General features: G+C 71.5%; 13 protein-coding genes. 3 read left to right on the top strand and 10 right to left on the bottom strand.

Annotated features, from left to right (window positions below):
• Positions 1–65: 65 nt before the first annotated feature.
• The 10 genes from cydC to O7624_RS12020 form a co-directional block, all read right to left on the bottom strand.
• Complete coding sequence (gene cydC, locus O7624_RS12065; RefSeq protein ID WP_282240065.1) at positions 66–1,835, bottom strand: thiol reductant ABC exporter subunit CydC; 1,770 nt, start codon at positions 1,833–1,835, stop codon at positions 66–68.
• Complete coding sequence (gene cydD / locus O7624_RS12060) at positions 1,832–3,505, bottom strand: thiol reductant ABC exporter subunit CydD (protein WP_282240064.1); 1,674 nt, start codon at positions 3,503–3,505, stop codon at positions 1,832–1,834. The genes cydC and cydD overlap by 4 nt, the downstream gene beginning before the upstream one ends.
• Positions 3,502–4,509 (bottom strand): cytochrome d ubiquinol oxidase subunit II, encoded by a 1,008-nt coding sequence (locus O7624_RS12055; protein WP_282240063.1) that lies wholly within the window; start codon positions 4,507–4,509, stop codon positions 3,502–3,504. Before O7624_RS12055 ends, cydD begins: the two co-directional genes overlap by 4 nt.
• 10 nt (positions 4,510–4,519) lie before the next feature.
• The gene (locus O7624_RS12050; RefSeq protein WP_282240062.1) at positions 4,520–5,773 is read right to left on the bottom strand and encodes a cytochrome ubiquinol oxidase subunit I; all 1,254 of its coding nucleotides are present in this window, start codon (positions 5,771–5,773) and stop codon (positions 4,520–4,522) included.
• 113 nt (positions 5,774–5,886) lie between these two features.
• Entirely contained in the window at positions 5,887–6,792 is a 906-nt protein-coding gene (locus O7624_RS12045) for a M56 family metallopeptidase (protein WP_282240061.1), read from the bottom strand.
• 9 nt (positions 6,793–6,801) lie between these two features.
• A complete protein-coding gene (locus O7624_RS12040; protein WP_282240060.1) occupies positions 6,802–7,287 on the bottom strand; it encodes a BlaI/MecI/CopY family transcriptional regulator in 486 nt (161 codons plus the stop codon).
• A 652-nt stretch (positions 7,288–7,939) separates the two neighbouring features.
• The gene (locus tag O7624_RS12035) at positions 7,940–8,764 is read right to left on the bottom strand and encodes an aldehyde dehydrogenase family protein (protein WP_093406195.1); all 825 of its coding nucleotides are present in this window, start codon (positions 8,762–8,764) and stop codon (positions 7,940–7,942) included.
• A complete protein-coding gene (locus tag O7624_RS12030; RefSeq protein WP_282240059.1) occupies positions 8,757–10,214 on the bottom strand; it encodes an aldehyde dehydrogenase family protein in 1,458 nt (485 codons plus the stop codon). The genes O7624_RS12035 and O7624_RS12030 overlap by 8 nt, the downstream gene beginning before the upstream one ends.
• A gap of 67 nt (positions 10,215–10,281) precedes the next feature.
• Complete coding sequence (locus O7624_RS12025; protein WP_282240058.1) at positions 10,282–11,430, bottom strand: site-specific integrase; 1,149 nt, start codon at positions 11,428–11,430, stop codon at positions 10,282–10,284.
• Complete coding sequence (locus tag O7624_RS12020) at positions 11,417–11,971, bottom strand: helix-turn-helix domain-containing protein (RefSeq protein ID WP_282240057.1); 555 nt, start codon at positions 11,969–11,971, stop codon at positions 11,417–11,419. The genes O7624_RS12025 and O7624_RS12020 overlap by 14 nt, the downstream gene beginning before the upstream one ends.
• A 92-nt stretch (positions 11,972–12,063) precedes the next feature.
• Between O7624_RS12020 and O7624_RS12015 the strand changes: the two genes are divergently transcribed.
• Genes O7624_RS12015 through O7624_RS12005 form a run of 3 tightly spaced genes read left to right on the top strand, consistent with a single transcriptional unit; the run spans position 12,064 to position 13,881 of the window.
• Positions 12,064–12,252 (top strand): helix-turn-helix domain-containing protein, encoded by a 189-nt coding sequence (locus O7624_RS12015; protein WP_282240056.1) that lies wholly within the window; start codon positions 12,064–12,066, stop codon positions 12,250–12,252.
• 1 nt (position 12,253) lies between these two features.
• Entirely contained in the window at positions 12,254–12,664 is a 411-nt protein-coding gene (locus O7624_RS12010) for a hypothetical protein (protein WP_282240055.1), read from the top strand.
• Complete coding sequence (locus O7624_RS12005) at positions 12,661–13,881, top strand: AAA family ATPase (RefSeq protein ID WP_282240054.1); 1,221 nt, start codon at positions 12,661–12,663, stop codon at positions 13,879–13,881. Before O7624_RS12010 ends, O7624_RS12005 begins: the two co-directional genes overlap by 4 nt.
• Positions 13,882–13,892: the final 11 nt, after the last annotated feature.

Here is a 13,892-nt window from a genome sequence, read left to right as displayed (position 1 = left end):
GGCCCAACCCTGCCATGTCGCTGGCGTCCCGGCCTCGGGGACATCCCGGAGGCGGCCCCGACGGATCAGCCCGACAGCGCGAGGTAGCCGTGCTCGGCGGCCTGCTGCAACACCCACTGCTCCCGATACCAGCCGGGCGTCGCCACGAGCGCCGCGTGTCGGCCCCGCTGCACGACCCGGCCGGCGTCCAGCACCACGATCTCGTCGAGTTCGGCGAGGCCGCTGAGCCGGTGGGTGATCAGCAGCACCGAGTGCCCGACGGTGGCGGCCAACGCGCTGGCCAGCACCTGGTCGGCGGCGGTCGGGTCGAGGCCCTCCGTGGGTTCGTCGAGCACCAGGACGCCCGGCGCGGCGAGCAGGGCGCGGGCCAGCGCGAGACGCTGCCGTTGACCACCGGAGAGCTGCCCGCCCTCCTCGCCGACGACCGTGTCCCAGCCGTCCGGCTGGGCCCGGACCCAGTCCGCCAGCCCGGCGGCGGTGGCGGCGGTGAGCAGCGCGTCCTCGTCCGCATTCGGACTACCGAGCAGCATGTTGTCCCGGACGGTGGCGTGGAAGACGTACGCCTCGGCGAGCAACCCCCCGACCACGTAGGGCAGCTCCTGGGACGGGTACGCAGACACGTCCCGCCCGTTCAGGGTGACCCGGCCGGCGGTGGGGGAAACCGCGCCGGTCAGCACGGCGGCCAGGGTGCTCTTGCCCGCGCCACTCGGACCGACGACCGCGACCCGACGTCCGGGTGGCAGCTCCAGGTCGACGCCGTCGAGTGCGGCGGCAGCACCGACCCGGTATCGAACCGTCACCGCTTCGAACCGGACCGACGGTGCCGGGGCGACCGCAGGAGCGCTGACGGAGTCCCGGGGGGTCTCGGAGCTGGCGTCGCCGGGTGCCAGGAGCTGGGCGACCCGGGCCAGGCCGGACCGCAGTCCGGTCCATTGACGGGCCGCGCCGACCAACGCGAGGGCGATCTCCACGGCGGCCAGGGTGCCGACGGCCAGGACGCCGACCAGCACCCCGTCCACATCGGCGCCGAGGGCCACGTACACCACCGCTCCGGCGGTCAGACCGGCCACCAGCACCCCGGCCGCGTCGACGGCGAAGCCGAGCGCCGCGAGTCGCCGCTCCAGCCGCGCCAGTCGGCGGGCCCGCCGCTCGGCAGCCGCCAGCGCGTCCGAGGTCGCCCCGAAGGCGGCCAGGTCGGCGGCACCGTGGGTGAGATCGACCGCGTCGGTGGCGAGCGCTCCGCGCAGAGGCGCCACCTCCGCGCCGGCCCGTCGGGTCAACGCGGTCGCCAACGCCGGCAGGGCAACGGCGGCCACCAGCAGCCCGACGGCGAGCGCGAGCGCGGCCGGCAGCGAAACCAGCGCGGTCAGCCCGACGGCCAGTACGCTCACCAGCCCGGCCGCCGCAGCCGGCACGAGCACCCGCAGCAGCAGGTCCTGTACCGCGTCCACGTCGGAAACCAGTCGGCTCAGCGCGTCCCCACTGCGGGGCGGGGCACCGCGCCGCGTCGCCAGCGTGTCGAAGACCCGGGCCCGGACGTCGGTGACCAGACGCAGCACCGCGTCGTGCCCGGCCAGGCGTTCGGTGTAACGCAGCACGCCCCGGCTCACCGCCAGCGCCCGTACCGCCACGATCGCCACCGTGAGCCGATCCAGCGGGGGCTGGCCGGCGGCGGTCATCAGCAGCCAGGTCGCGGTCGCCATCAGGGCCAGCCCGGCGAACTCGGTGGCCGCGGCGAGCAGCCCGGCACCGATCAGGCGTCTCAGGTACGGCCGGGCCAGCCGCAGCACGATCCGCTCGCTCGTCGCGCGGCGCCAAACGATCCGCTCGCTCATGGGCGCTCACCGGCCGGTACCGGAGTCAGTTCGGTGACCCGCCCGTCCTCGACCCGCAGGATGCGGTCGACGTCGGTGAGCAGCGCTGGCCGGTGGGCCACCAGGAGGGCGGTACGGCCGGCGACCAGACTGCGGGTGGCCGACAGCACCACCGCCTCGGCGGCGGCGTCGAGGCGGGCGGTGGGCTCGTCGAGCAGCACCACCGGCGCGTCCCGCAGGAAGGCCCGGGCCAGCGCCACCCGTTGCCGCTGGCCGCTGGAGAGGCCGTACCCCCGCTCGCCGAGCAGGGTGTCCAGCCCGTCGGGCAGGGTGGCGACCACCTCGTCCAGCGCGGCGGCGTGGACCGCGGCGGAGAGGGCGGCGGGCGTGGCATCGGTGGTGCCGAGCCGGATGTTGTCGGCCAGCGACGCCGCGAACAGGTGGGCCCTTTGCGGCACCCACGCCACCTGTCGCCGCCAGCCGTCGAGGTCGATCTCGGTCAGGTCGATCCCGCCGACGGTGACCCGGCCGTCGGTCGGGCGCACGAAGCCGAGCAGCAGGTTGAGCAGGGTGCTCTTGCCGGCGCCGCTCGGCCCGATGATCGCGATGCGCTCGCCGGGCCGGATGGTAAGCGTCACGTCGCGCAGCGCCGTGGTGCGCTCGTACGCCACCGTCACCGATTCGAAGCGGATCTCGGCGGGTCCGTCCGGTCGCGCGCTCGTTCTACCCGCCGGTGCCGGCGGCGCCGAGCCGGAGAGCGTGAGCGCCTCGTCCAGCGCGGTGAGCCCTTCCATGCTGGCGTGGAAGCGGCTACCGGCCGCCCGCAGCGGCAGGTACGCCTCCGGGGTCAGCAGCAGCACCAGCAGCGCGGTCTGGAGGGCCAGCCCGCCGCCGAGCAGCCGGATGCCGACCGGTACGGCGACCAGCGCCACCGACAGGGTGGCGACGAGTTCGAGCACCAGCGCGGAGAGGAAGGCGATCCGCAGCGTCTTCATGGTGGCGACCCGGTGCCCGTCGGCCATCCGCCGTACCGCGTCGGTCTGCGCTCGGGCCCGACCGAACGCGCGCAGTGTGGGTAGCCCGGCCACCATGTCCAGGAAGTGCCCGCCGAGCAGGGAAAGCCGTCGCCACTGGCGCTCGGTGGCGGCCTGGGCCTGCCAGCCGAGCAGCGCCCCGAAGATCGGAATGAGCGGCAGCGTCAGCGCGATGATCACCGCCGAACTCCAGTCGGCGAAGAGGACTCGGCCCAGCACCGCGACCGGCACTGTCACGCTCAGCACGAGTTGTGGCAGGTAGCCGGTGAAGTAGGCGTCGAGTGCGTCCAGACCCCGACCGGCGAGCGTGGCCAGTTGGCCGGCGCGCTGTCCGGCCACCCAGCCGGGTCCGTGTTGGGCGACGGCACCCAGCAGGTCGGCTCGCAGCGCCGCCTTGACCGTGGCGGCCACCCGCGCGGACACCGCGCCCTGCGCCCAGACCACCAGCGAGCGGGCCGCGACCGTGGCCAGCAGCCCGACCAGCGCGGCGCGGTCCAGTTGCCCGGTGAAGGCCGTGGCCAGCAGCACGGCCAGGGCGGTCGCCTGCGCCACGACCAGCCCGGCGGCGAGTACGCCGAGCAGCGCGAGCAGGGCGAGGTCGCGTCGGGCAGCAGGAACCCGGCGCAGCAGCCGCGGGTCGAAGGGGCGGCGGTTCACCAGTACACCGGTGCCCTGCCGTCAGTTCGTCCTCGAAAAATCCACAAGCACATCGCCTGGAAGCCTAGTAGGGCCGGCAGCAGCGGCACCGCCAGCCAGCCCAGCAGCCGCAGGGTCGGCCCGCTGGCGGCGGCGTCGGTCACCGTCAGTGACGCGCCCGGTTCCACGGTCGACACCAGCACGTACGGCCAGAGCGTCACCCCGACCAGCAGCACCGGCAGCGCGAGCGCCGTCGCGGTGGCGGCGAAGGCCACGCCGGGCCGTCGCCGCCCGAGCGCCACCCGCGCCGCCAGCAGGGCCGCCACCAGCAACATCGCCAGCAGTACGCCGGCCACGGGGCGCTGCGCGGCGGTGCGTACCCGGTCGGAGAACAGTGCGACGACGGCGGCTGCGCCGACCGCGACGGTCGCGGTGAGGAGCAGCCGGCGCGCCAGCGGACGGAGCCGGTCGCTTTCTACGGTGGGTAGCCGGAGGGTGAGGAAGGTCGCACCGTGTGCCACGGCCAGTGCCAGCACGCCCAGCCCGGTGGCGGCGGCGAACGGAGTGAACAGGTGCGTCACCCCGGCCACGTGTCCGTCGGCCCGCAGCGGTACCCCCTGGAGCAGTCCGGCGAGCACCACGCCCCAACCGAGCGTGGCGAGCAGGCTGCCGACCACGATCACCCGCTCCCACGCGGTTCGGGCCGATCTGCCGCCCGGCCGGCTGCGCAGCTGCACCCCGGCGGTCACCAGGATCACCCCGGCGAGCGCGGCGGCCACCGCCGGGTAGCTGCCGGCGAGCAGTTCGCCCTCCAGTACGGGGAACGCGCCGAACAGGATGCCGACGGCGGCGACCAGCCACACCTCGTTGCCGAGGAAGAAGGGCCCGACCGCGTTGAGGGCGGCACGTCGGCGTGGCGCGTCGGCCCCGCGGGCGAGCAGCAGACCGACGCCGTAGTCGTAGCCGCCGAGCACCAGATAGCCGGCGAAGAAGAGGCCGAGCAGGGCGTACCAGGCGAGTTCCATCTCCGGCTCCTCAGACGAACGCGGGTTCGGGGCGGGGGTCGTCGGCCGAAGGTTGGGCCGGCGGGCGGCCGAGAGCGGGGTCGGCGGCACCCCGAGCGGCGTGCCGGGCGAGCAGCGTCCAGTTGGTGACGGCGAGCGTGCCAAGCAGCAGGGTGAAGCCGATCAGCGAGGTCGCCATCAACCACGGACTGATCGGCGAGACCGCCTGGTCCACCGGCAACAGCCCGTACGCCACCCAGGGGTGGCGGCCGACCTCGCGGGCGATCCAGCCGAGGATCAGCGCCACGAACGGCAGGGGCAGGGTGAGCATGATCAGCCAGAGCGGGAACCGGAGGCGGATGATCCAGTCCCGCCAGAGCAGCGGGACGAGCAGCCAGAGCAGGCCGAGGGCGAAACCAATGAGGATCATGAAGCCGAGCCCGACGTTGGACAGCGCGGGAGGCAGGTAGTCGCCGGGGCCGAATCTGGCGGTCCAGTCGGCGATCAGCGCGTCGGCTTCGGGATTGCCCCCGAACTTGGTGGGTTGAACGCCGCCCACCGGCCCGAACTGGGCGAAGCCGAACCCCTGCACGAGGGTGATCGCCAGCGCGGCGGTGACCAGCCCGATCCGCAGCGAGGTGCGGAACAGCGCATGGTCGGTGGTGCGCCGATTGAGGTGCCAGGCGCTGACCGCCGCCATCAGCAGGCCGCCGGTGAGCAGCGCCGCCGACACCACGTGCCCGAGCGCCATCCACAGGGCCGGATTGGTCAGCAGCGCCGCGAAGTCGGTCAGGTGGGCGACACCGTCGCGTACCTCGTAGCCGACCGGGTTCTGCAACCAGGAGTTGGCCACCATGATCCAGAAAGCCGAGGCGTACGCGGTGATCGCGACCCCGTAGAGCAGTGCGAGGTGCGCGCCGCGGCGTAGCCGGTGCCAGCCGAAGATCCACATGCCGAGGAAGGTCGACTCCAGGAAGAAGGCGACCAGGGTCTCGATCGCCAGCGGAGCGCCGAAGACGTTGCCTGCGTAGCGCGACAGCCCGCTCCAGTTCAGCCCGAACTGGAACTCCATCACGATGCCGGTGGCGATGCCGAGCACGTAGTTGATCACGTAGAGCTGGCCCCAGAACCGGGTCAGTCGTTCCCAGGGATGATTGCCGGTCAGCACCCAGGCGGTCTGCATCCCGACCAGCAGGGTGACCAGCCCGAGCGTGACAGCCACGAAGAGGAAGTGGATCGAGGCGGTCGTGGCGAACTGCAGGCGGGCGAGGAGCAGGGTGTCCATGTCGGCTCTCCCGGGGCGGGGTCGTTGCGGATAGGGAGCCTACACGTAGCAACGCTACATATAGGTCCGCAGTGCGAGTCGGGCCGACATCATCAGGGTTAGTTCAGGGTCCGTCAGCTGAGGAAGAGCGAGACGGGCAGGGCGGCCACGGTCGTGGTCACGGACAGCGCAATGGCACCGAGAAGCCGAGGCGGGCGTGCGGTGACCAGCAGCCGCTGCACCCGTACGTCCAGATCCCGGTCGCCCATGCCGAGCGCGCCGGCCGGCGTGATCCGATTCCCGGCGGCGGCGAACCGGCGCAGCGCACCGGCCAGCGGGGCCTCGGCGTGCAGCTCACGGGCCTTGTCGTCGGCGCGCATCTCGACCAGCAGCGAAACCCGCTCGTGTGCCTGCCGGACCCAGCGGAACCAGGGCAGCGCCCGACAGAGCGCGGTGAACGGCAGCAGCACCAGATCGTGCCGCTCCTGCGCGTGCGCCCGCTCGTGGGTCAGCACCGCCGCCAACTCGGCCCGGTCGAGCAGGCTGAGGGTGCCGGCGCTGACCACCACCCGGGGCTTCACCCCCGGAAGGCAGTACGCCGCCGCACCCGGATGGTCGAGCACCAGCGCGCCCGGCACGGTCGGATCCCGTCGGGCGACCAGGGTGAGCAGATCCCGGTGCCGACGCTGAGCGCGTACCGCGCCGTGGACGCTGCGTACCGTGGTGGTCAGCAGCACCGCCCCGATGCCGAGACCGACGCCGACCAGCCCCAGGTGCACGGCACCGAGACCGGCCGGCAGGGTACCGCGCCAAAGATCGTCAGCGAGCGCCAGCAGTGCACTGCCGGTGCCCCGCTGGTACGGGGCGAGACCCAGCGCGATCGGCAGCCCCATCGCGGAGAGACCGACCCCCAGACCGATCGCCTGCCAGCACAGGATCGCCACCCGAGGGCTGCGCCACGTCCAGGTGGAGCGGGCCAGCACCTGGGCGAGCAGCCAGCACGCCACCATCGAGGCGGCGAAGTGCAGGGTGTGCGCCACGGCCTCGCCCTACCGCTCCGCGGCCTCGTCGGCCAGGCCGGCGCGCGACGCCCGGTCTGCTGGCGACCCGACCCGGTCGGTCAGCCCACGGTCCGGGCTGTCCGCCGCCTGCCCAGGTGTGTCGGATGCCAACCCGGCCTGCGCCGAGAGCGCGGCGCGCAGCACGTCGGCCTCGGTGCCGGTCACCGAACGGGCGAATCGGACCAGCGCCGCGTCCCGGCTGCCGCCCAGGTCGAGCGCATCGAGCATGAGCTGGGCGATGTACGCCTCACGGCTGGCCGCGGCGCGGTAACGCCACGCCCGCCCTTCCCGCTCGCGCTGCACCATGCCCTTGCCGGCCAGCCGGTCCAGCACGGTCATCACCGTGGTGTACGCCAACTCGCGTCCGTCCAGCGCCTCGGCCACCTCGCGCACGGTGACCCCATCGGACGTGGCGGGAACCGTGTCCCACAGCACGTCCATCACCGCACGCTCAAGATCCCCCAGCCGAGTCACCCCGCAATCCTACCCCCCGTAGTAGACCCACCCCCACCCCGGACGTTCCACCCCACCCCGCACCCCGCCCACCCCACCCCCGCCACCCCACCCACCCCCACCCCACCCACGCCCACCTCCGGCCATCCCAGCAACTTCGGGGAAACTGCTGCTTCGTCACCCCTCGACCCAGCAGTTTCCGCGAAGTTGTCCGGATCTTGAGCGAGCACCCGGGGCGCCAGGCAACAGAGGCCGTAAGGGGAAGGGGAAGGGGCGAGAGGGGAGACGGCAGGCCGGTGAGACGACCGAGCGGCGAGACGACCGAGCGGGAGGACGACCGAGCGGGAGGACGAGGACGACCGAGCGGGGAGACGATCGAGCAGGAGAGACGGCAGGCAGGAGAGATGGCAGGCCGGGCAACCGACGCTGGGCAGCCCCCGTAAGCCGTGACCCACGGACTGCCGCGCCCAGGTCCGGTTTTCCGGGGAGCCCCGCCCGCGCAGGGATCAAGCCTGACCGCCCGGAGCGGGCGGGGCTCCCCGGAAACCCCAGGAGCGGAGGCTCCCCGGAAGGAAACCCCACCCAAGCGGGGCTCCCCGGAACCCACTCAAGCGAAGGCTCCCCGGAACCCACTCAAGCCAAGGCTCCCCGGAAATCCCGGAAGCAGGGAGAGTCAGACCCCCTTGGGGTGCCAGACGGTCTTCGTTTCCAGCAGGGCCGTCATCCGGCCGAGCCCGGGATCCGCCGACCAGTCGTGACCTGCCGCTACCGGCCGCAGCACCCGCTTGAGGTTCTCCGCGGCCTTGACCTCCAGGTCGGCGGCCAGTTCCGGGTCGGTCACCCCGGTCAGGTCGATGGCGTTGACGTCCATGTGCGCGGCCAGCGTGGGTACGGTCTCCGACAGCCGGCCGGTGAGGATGTTGACCACGCCGCCCGGCAGGTCGGAGGTGGCCAGCACCTCGGCAAGGGTCACCGCGGCCAGTGGCGCCGTCGGTGAGGCGGCCACCACCACCGTGTTGCCGGTGACGATCGCCGGGGCGATCACGCTGACCAGCCCGAGCAGGGCCGGTGTCTCGGGGGCGACCACCGCCACCACCCCCGTCGGCTCGGGCGCCGACAGGTTGAAGTACGGCCCGGCGACCGGGTTCGCGCCCCCGTACACCTGCGGGAGCTTGTCGGACCAGCCGGCGTACCAGACCCAGCGGTCGGTCGCCGCGTCCACCTCGTCGGCGGGTACGCCGAGCGCGACGAACTGCTCGCGTCGGCCCTCCAGCATCTCGGCGACCCGGTAGAGGATCTGACCCCGGTTGTACGCGGTCGCCCCGGCCCACCCCTTTCCGGCGGCGCGGGCGGCCACCACGGCGTCCCGCGCGTCCTTGCGGGAGGCCAGCGACACGTTGGAGTCCTGCACGAGATACGACCGTCCCGACTCGCTACGCGGGAACTTCCCGCCGATGAAGAGCTTGTACGTCTTGCGTACCGCGACCCGCTCAGACATTGAGGTACGCCTCCAGCCCGTGCCGGCCGCCCTCGCGACCGTAGCCCGACTCCTTGTAGCCGCCGAACGGCGAGGTCGGGTCGAACTTGTTGAACGTGTTGGCCCACACCACGCCGGCGCGCAGCCGGTCGGCCGTCCACAGGATCCGGGAACCCTTCTCGGTCCAGATCCCGGCCGACAACCCGTACGGCGTGTTGTTTGCCTTCTCCACGGCCTCGGCCGGGGTGCGGAAGGTGAGTACGGACAGCACCGGGCCGAAGATCTCCTCGCGGGCGATCCGGTGTGCCTGGGTGACCCCGGTGAAGATGGTCGGCGCGAACCAGAAGCCCCGCTCGGGCAGTTCGCAGGGTGGCGACCACTGCTGCGCGCCCTCGGCGGCGCCGGCTTCGGTCAGCTCCCGGATGCGGGAGAGCTGGGCGGCGGAGTTGATGGCACCGATGTCGGTGTTCTTGTCCAGCGGGTCACCGAGGCGCAGTTGGGCCATCCGCCGCTTGAGTGACTCCAGCACCTGCTCGGCGACGGATTCCTGAACCAGCAGCCGGGAGCCGGCGCAGCAGACGTGCCCCTGGTTGAAGAAGATGCCGTTGACGATGCCCTCGACCGCCTGGTCGACCGGGGCGTCGTCAAAGACGATGTTGGCGGCCTTGCCGCCGAGTTCCAGGGTGAGCTTCTTGCGGCTGCCGGCGACCGCGCGGGCGATGGCCCGGCCGACGTCGGTGGAGCCGGTGAAAGCCACCTTGTCCACACCGTCGTGCTCGACAAGTGCCCGGCCGGTCTCGCCGGCGCCGGTGACGATGTTGACCACGCCGGCCGGCAGGTCGGCCTGCTGGCAGATCTCGGCGAAGAGCAGCGCGGTGAGCGGAGTGGTCTCGGCCGGCTTCAGCACCACCGTGTTGCCCGCCGCGAGCGCCGGGGCGATCTTCCAGGCCAGCATCAGCAGCGGGAAGTTCCACGGGATGACCTGCGCCGCCACACCGAGCGGCCGCGGGTTCGCGCCGCTGTGCTCGCTCGTCGGCCTCCGGCCGAACCCGGCGTACTCCAGCTTGTCGGCCCAGCCGGCGTAGTAGAAGAAGTGGGCGGCGACCAGCGGGAGGTCGACGTCGCGGGACTCCTTGATCGGCTTGCCGTTGTCAAGTGACTCCAGCACGGCCAGCTCACGCGAGCGTTCCTGGATGATGCGGGCGATCCGGAACAGGTACTTGGCCCGGTCCCGGCCCGGCATCGGACCCCAGACCTTGTCGTACGCCTTGCGGGCCGCCCGGACCGCCCGGTCCACGTCCTGTGCGCCGCCCTCGGCGATCTCGGCCAGCACCTCCTCGGAGGCCGGGTTGATCGACTTGAAGCTGCCGCCGTCGGCCGGGTCGACGAACTTACCGTCGATGAAGAGCCCGTACGAGGGCTTGAGGTCTACCACCGAGCGTGACTCGGGGGCGGGTGCGTATTCGAACATCGCGGTCAGTCCAGGGTGAAGTAGGGGTGACGCCGTTCGGCCGGTAGGCTACCTGCGTCTCCATTGATCAATTGTCCGGCGTGGGGCGCATGTGGGGCACATCGCGCCGGAATGCCTTGTCGATCGCCAGCCGGGACCGGTCGTCATCTCCCGGCCACAGGTGACTGTACGTGTTGAGGGTCATCGCCACGTCAGCATGCCCCAGGAGAGCCGCTACCGCCTTCGGGCTCAGTCCCTCGCGGATCAGTGCGCTGGCGAAGAAGTGACGTAGATCGTGCTGGGTGGCGGCGTGCAAGCCGGCGGCAGCTCGTGCCCGCCGCCACACCGTCTCATTGAACGCGTTCCGGTTGAGCGCCCGGCCGGCTTCGTCAGCGAAGACGAACGAGGCTTTCCTCGTGACCGGCTTCGCGCCGGTGATGTCCAGTACGTCGACCTCCACCGGCGGAAACTCCTTCATGTGGGCGTCCAGCACCGCCAACATGGCATCGCCGAGCGGCACCGACCGGTAGGACGCCTTCGCCTTGAGCGGGCAGACCACCGTCCCGCCGCCCGCGGCCGGCTGCACCTGCTGGTAGACCTTCACCACCTTCCGCGCCCGATCGATCATCGACACCTCGACGCCGAACACCTCACCCTGCCGTAGCCCCGTGCCGGCATCGAACTCGACCAGCGCCCGATACCGGCAGGGGACCGCCTCGGCGAGCGCGTCGACCTGGGCGATGGTCAGCGGTACGACTTCCTCATGCGGCAACTCAGGGAGCTTGATCTTCACGCACGGATCGAACGGGATCACCCGATCAGCTGCCGCCGCCCGGAACACGGCTCGCACCGTCCGGTAGACCGTCCGCGCCGAGCTGGGCGCCAACGGCAGCGCCGTCACGAACGACTGAACCATGCTGGTCCGAATCGACGCCATCCGCCGGTCACCCAGCACCGGATAGACATGCTTCGTGAGCAGGGACTTCTTCCGCGCTGCCGTGTTCGCCCGGTGCGGCTGGCCTTCCCGCCACCGCTCCGCGTACTGCCGGAAGGTGATCTTCCCGGCGGCCGGGTCGATGTAGGAGCCCGTGTTCAGGGTGTGCTCGACCTCGGCGCGGAACCGGTCGGCGTCGACCTTCCGGGCGAACGACTTCTTGCGCTGCCGGCCGCCTTCGTCCCGCCACCGGACCAGCCACGGCTTCGGCCGACCGTCGTCGCGCTTCTCAACGCTCGCCATCGGCGCCCGCCCTGGCGGCCTGCTCCACCTCGGTCACGGCCTGCCAGTAGTCGTCCGCAGCGATCGCACCTGTGCGCAGCTGGTGCCCGTACTTGCGGTGGTACTGGATCCGCGCGCTTTCTGCCGCCACGTCTGCGGGGGTCATCTTCGACTCAACTTCTGGTGCCTCAGCGAAGAACGATCGTGGATCCTGACCCACGATCGGTTCACGGCCACGGATCCAGTCCCGAGCTTCATCGAGGCGGGCGCCGAAGCTGGGTATGACGAGGTAGAACGGGCCGCTGTCTGACGCCTTGTCCGGCGGGACGAGTAGGTGCACCGGGGCCACATCGAGCACGTAGGCCAGCGCGAGCAATTCCTCGACCGACACGCTGGCGCGGCGGCCCAGCTCGAAGCTCGCCACGATCGATCGATCCCAGCGGAGCCCCACCTCTTGCAGCTCCGCCGCCAGCTGCGCCGCTGACCAACGCCGCTTCTTGCGTAGGTCACGCACCCGATCGGCGATCACGCGGTGAGGCTCCAACACCTTCGGTTGAGTCATGAACGCACAGTACCGGTGTCGCCTTGACACACGCAACGGCACGCGCCATGCTGCCATCGCCACACAAAAACTGCGCGATCGGAGCAGCAACTATGAGCGACAGGCGAACGCTCGCCACCCCTGAAGAGATCGCCGCGTACCTCCAGAAGCCGGTCAGGACTCTCGAACGGTGGCGGCAGCACGGCATCGGGCCGCGCTACTCGCGTGTCGGCCGCGGCGTCCGCTACCGCTGGTCGGACGTTGAGAAGTGGCTCGACGAGCAGGCGAAGGCGGCGGCCTGAGATGCCGCAGACGCGAAACCGCCCCGGGGTGGCATCCGGGGCGGCATCAGAGGTCACGGCGGCGACCACCAGCAGCGTACCGCCCACGAGCGGCGTGCTGCGACCGGTTGCCGGCTGGTGCCCACCCGGCGGATGCGCCGCCCGTAACGCCGACCGGCTGGAGCAGGCCGTCGTCCTGGCCTTCGAGCACGGCCGAGCCTACGAACGCGCCGAGCTGGCCGAGATGGAATCCACCTGGAGGCCGCTCGCCCGCAGTACCTACGAGCAGAAGGTCGCCGAGCGCATGGCCGAGATGGACCGAGCCGCCCGCGATCGTGCCGCCCACGACGGGCGCCCGTACCGCCTCCACCCGGGCGGACCCGTCGAATGGGAAACCGGCCGGCCGGTCCGCGGACTGGGGGTGGCGGCATGACCGACCTGACCGCCGAGGTGACCGCCCGGGGTGGCTTCATTGCCCCGGAGCAACAGCTCGCCGAACTTGAGGCCGCCGAGAAACGCGCCCAGGAGGTCGCCCAGCTGCTCGGTGGCGTACGCGACGGCGCATGGCTCGACGCCCAGGTGTTCGCACCCGTCCGGTGGGCGGTACCCGGGCTGATCCCGGAGGGCTTCACGATCCTGATCGGCCCGCCGAAGGCCGGGAAGTCTTGGCTGATCCTGTCGATCCTGCTGGCCCTGTCCTCCGGCGGCCGGGCGCTGGGCAAGCTCTCCATCGACCGGAAGCAGCGCGTGCTGTACCTCGCCCTGGAGGACGGCGACCGGCGGATGCAGGACCGGTGCCGGCAGCTTCTCGGTGACGACCCAATCCCTGGCCTATTCACCTATGTCACGAAGGTGCAGCCGGGGAAGGCCAGCGCGGTCATCCGCGCATACCTGGAGCTTCATCCCGACACCGCTCTGATCGTCATCGACACGCTCGGGAAGGTCATGCCTCAGGCCGCCCCGGGAGAGTCGTCCTACCAACGCGACTACCGCATCGGCGGTGCGCTGAAGGATGTTGCCGACCGGTTCCCCGGGCTAGCCGTTGTCGTGCTGCACCACGACCGCAAGGCCACCGCCGACGACTTCGTGGACTCGGTCAGCGGCACGCACGGGCTCGCTGGGGCCGCCGACACCATCGTGGTGTTAGCCCGCAAGCGGCAGTCCACGGATGGCCTGCTGAAGATCACCGGCCGGGACGTGGCCGAAGCGGAGTACGCCATCGAGATGGTCGACGGCCGGGCGTGGGTGCTCGACGGCGATGACCTCGCCCAGGCCGCCGAGCGGGCCCGCCAGCGGGAAGAGCAAGACGGCCTGTCCGAGACGTCGAGCGACGTAATCGCATTCGTCCGGGCTGCTGGTGCTGAAGGTGTGACCGCGAAGGTGTGCGCCGAGAAGTTCGGTAAGGACGTGTACCAGTACCTGCGTCGGCAGGAGACCGCCGGCCGCCTCGTGAAGCTCGCCCGTGGTCGGTACGCCGTGTCCCACCCCACCCCCGTGTCAGAACCGTCAGAAGTGTCAGAAACGCAGGGTGTCAGAAAGCGTTCTGACACTTCTGACACTTCTGACGCGCATCCAGGGATGCCCGAGATCCCGCAGGACGACTTCTGGTCGACCACGCCCACCGAGCCGCCGGCGGACGGTGACTGGTGAAGGCGTGGGAC

Origin of the sequence: Verrucosispora sp. WMMD1129 (assembly GCF_029581255.1) — a bacterium.
Taxonomy (GTDB): domain Bacteria; phylum Actinomycetota; class Actinomycetes; order Mycobacteriales; family Micromonosporaceae; genus Micromonospora; species Micromonospora sediminimaris.
The sequence above is the reverse complement of the archived record's forward strand: the minus strand, read 5'-3'. Positions and strand labels throughout refer to the sequence as shown.

What these genes read in the sequence shown, in the direction of transcription:
- O7624_RS12010 (WP_282240055.1), top strand. Translation starts at nt 12,254, where the DNA reads ATGCCGCAGACGCGAAACCGCCCCGGGGTGGCATCCGGGGCGGCATCA.
- O7624_RS12005 (WP_282240054.1), top strand. Translation starts at nt 12,661, where the DNA reads ATGACCGACCTGACCGCCGAGGTGACCGCCCGGGGTGGCTTCATTGCC.
- O7624_RS12050 (WP_282240062.1), bottom strand. Translation starts at nt 5,773, where the DNA reads ATGGACACCCTGCTCCTCGCCCGCCTGCAGTTCGCCACGACCGCCTCG.
- O7624_RS12020 (WP_282240057.1), bottom strand. Translation starts at nt 11,971, where the DNA reads ATGACTCAACCGAAGGTGTTGGAGCCTCACCGCGTGATCGCCGATCGG.
- O7624_RS12030 (WP_282240059.1), bottom strand. Translation starts at nt 10,214, where the DNA reads ATGTTCGAATACGCACCCGCCCCCGAGTCACGCTCGGTGGTAGACCTC.
- O7624_RS12055 (WP_282240063.1), bottom strand. Translation starts at nt 4,509, where the DNA reads ATGGAACTCGCCTGGTACGCCCTGCTCGGCCTCTTCTTCGCCGGCTAT.
- O7624_RS12035 (WP_093406195.1), bottom strand. Translation starts at nt 8,764, where the DNA reads ATGTCTGAGCGGGTCGCGGTACGCAAGACGTACAAGCTCTTCATCGGC.
- O7624_RS12025 (WP_282240058.1), bottom strand. Translation starts at nt 11,430, where the DNA reads ATGGCGAGCGTTGAGAAGCGCGACGACGGTCGGCCGAAGCCGTGGCTG.
- O7624_RS12015 (WP_282240056.1), top strand. Translation starts at nt 12,064, where the DNA reads ATGAGCGACAGGCGAACGCTCGCCACCCCTGAAGAGATCGCCGCGTAC.
- cydC (WP_282240065.1), bottom strand. Translation starts at nt 1,835, where the DNA reads ATGAGCGAGCGGATCGTTTGGCGCCGCGCGACGAGCGAGCGGATCGTG.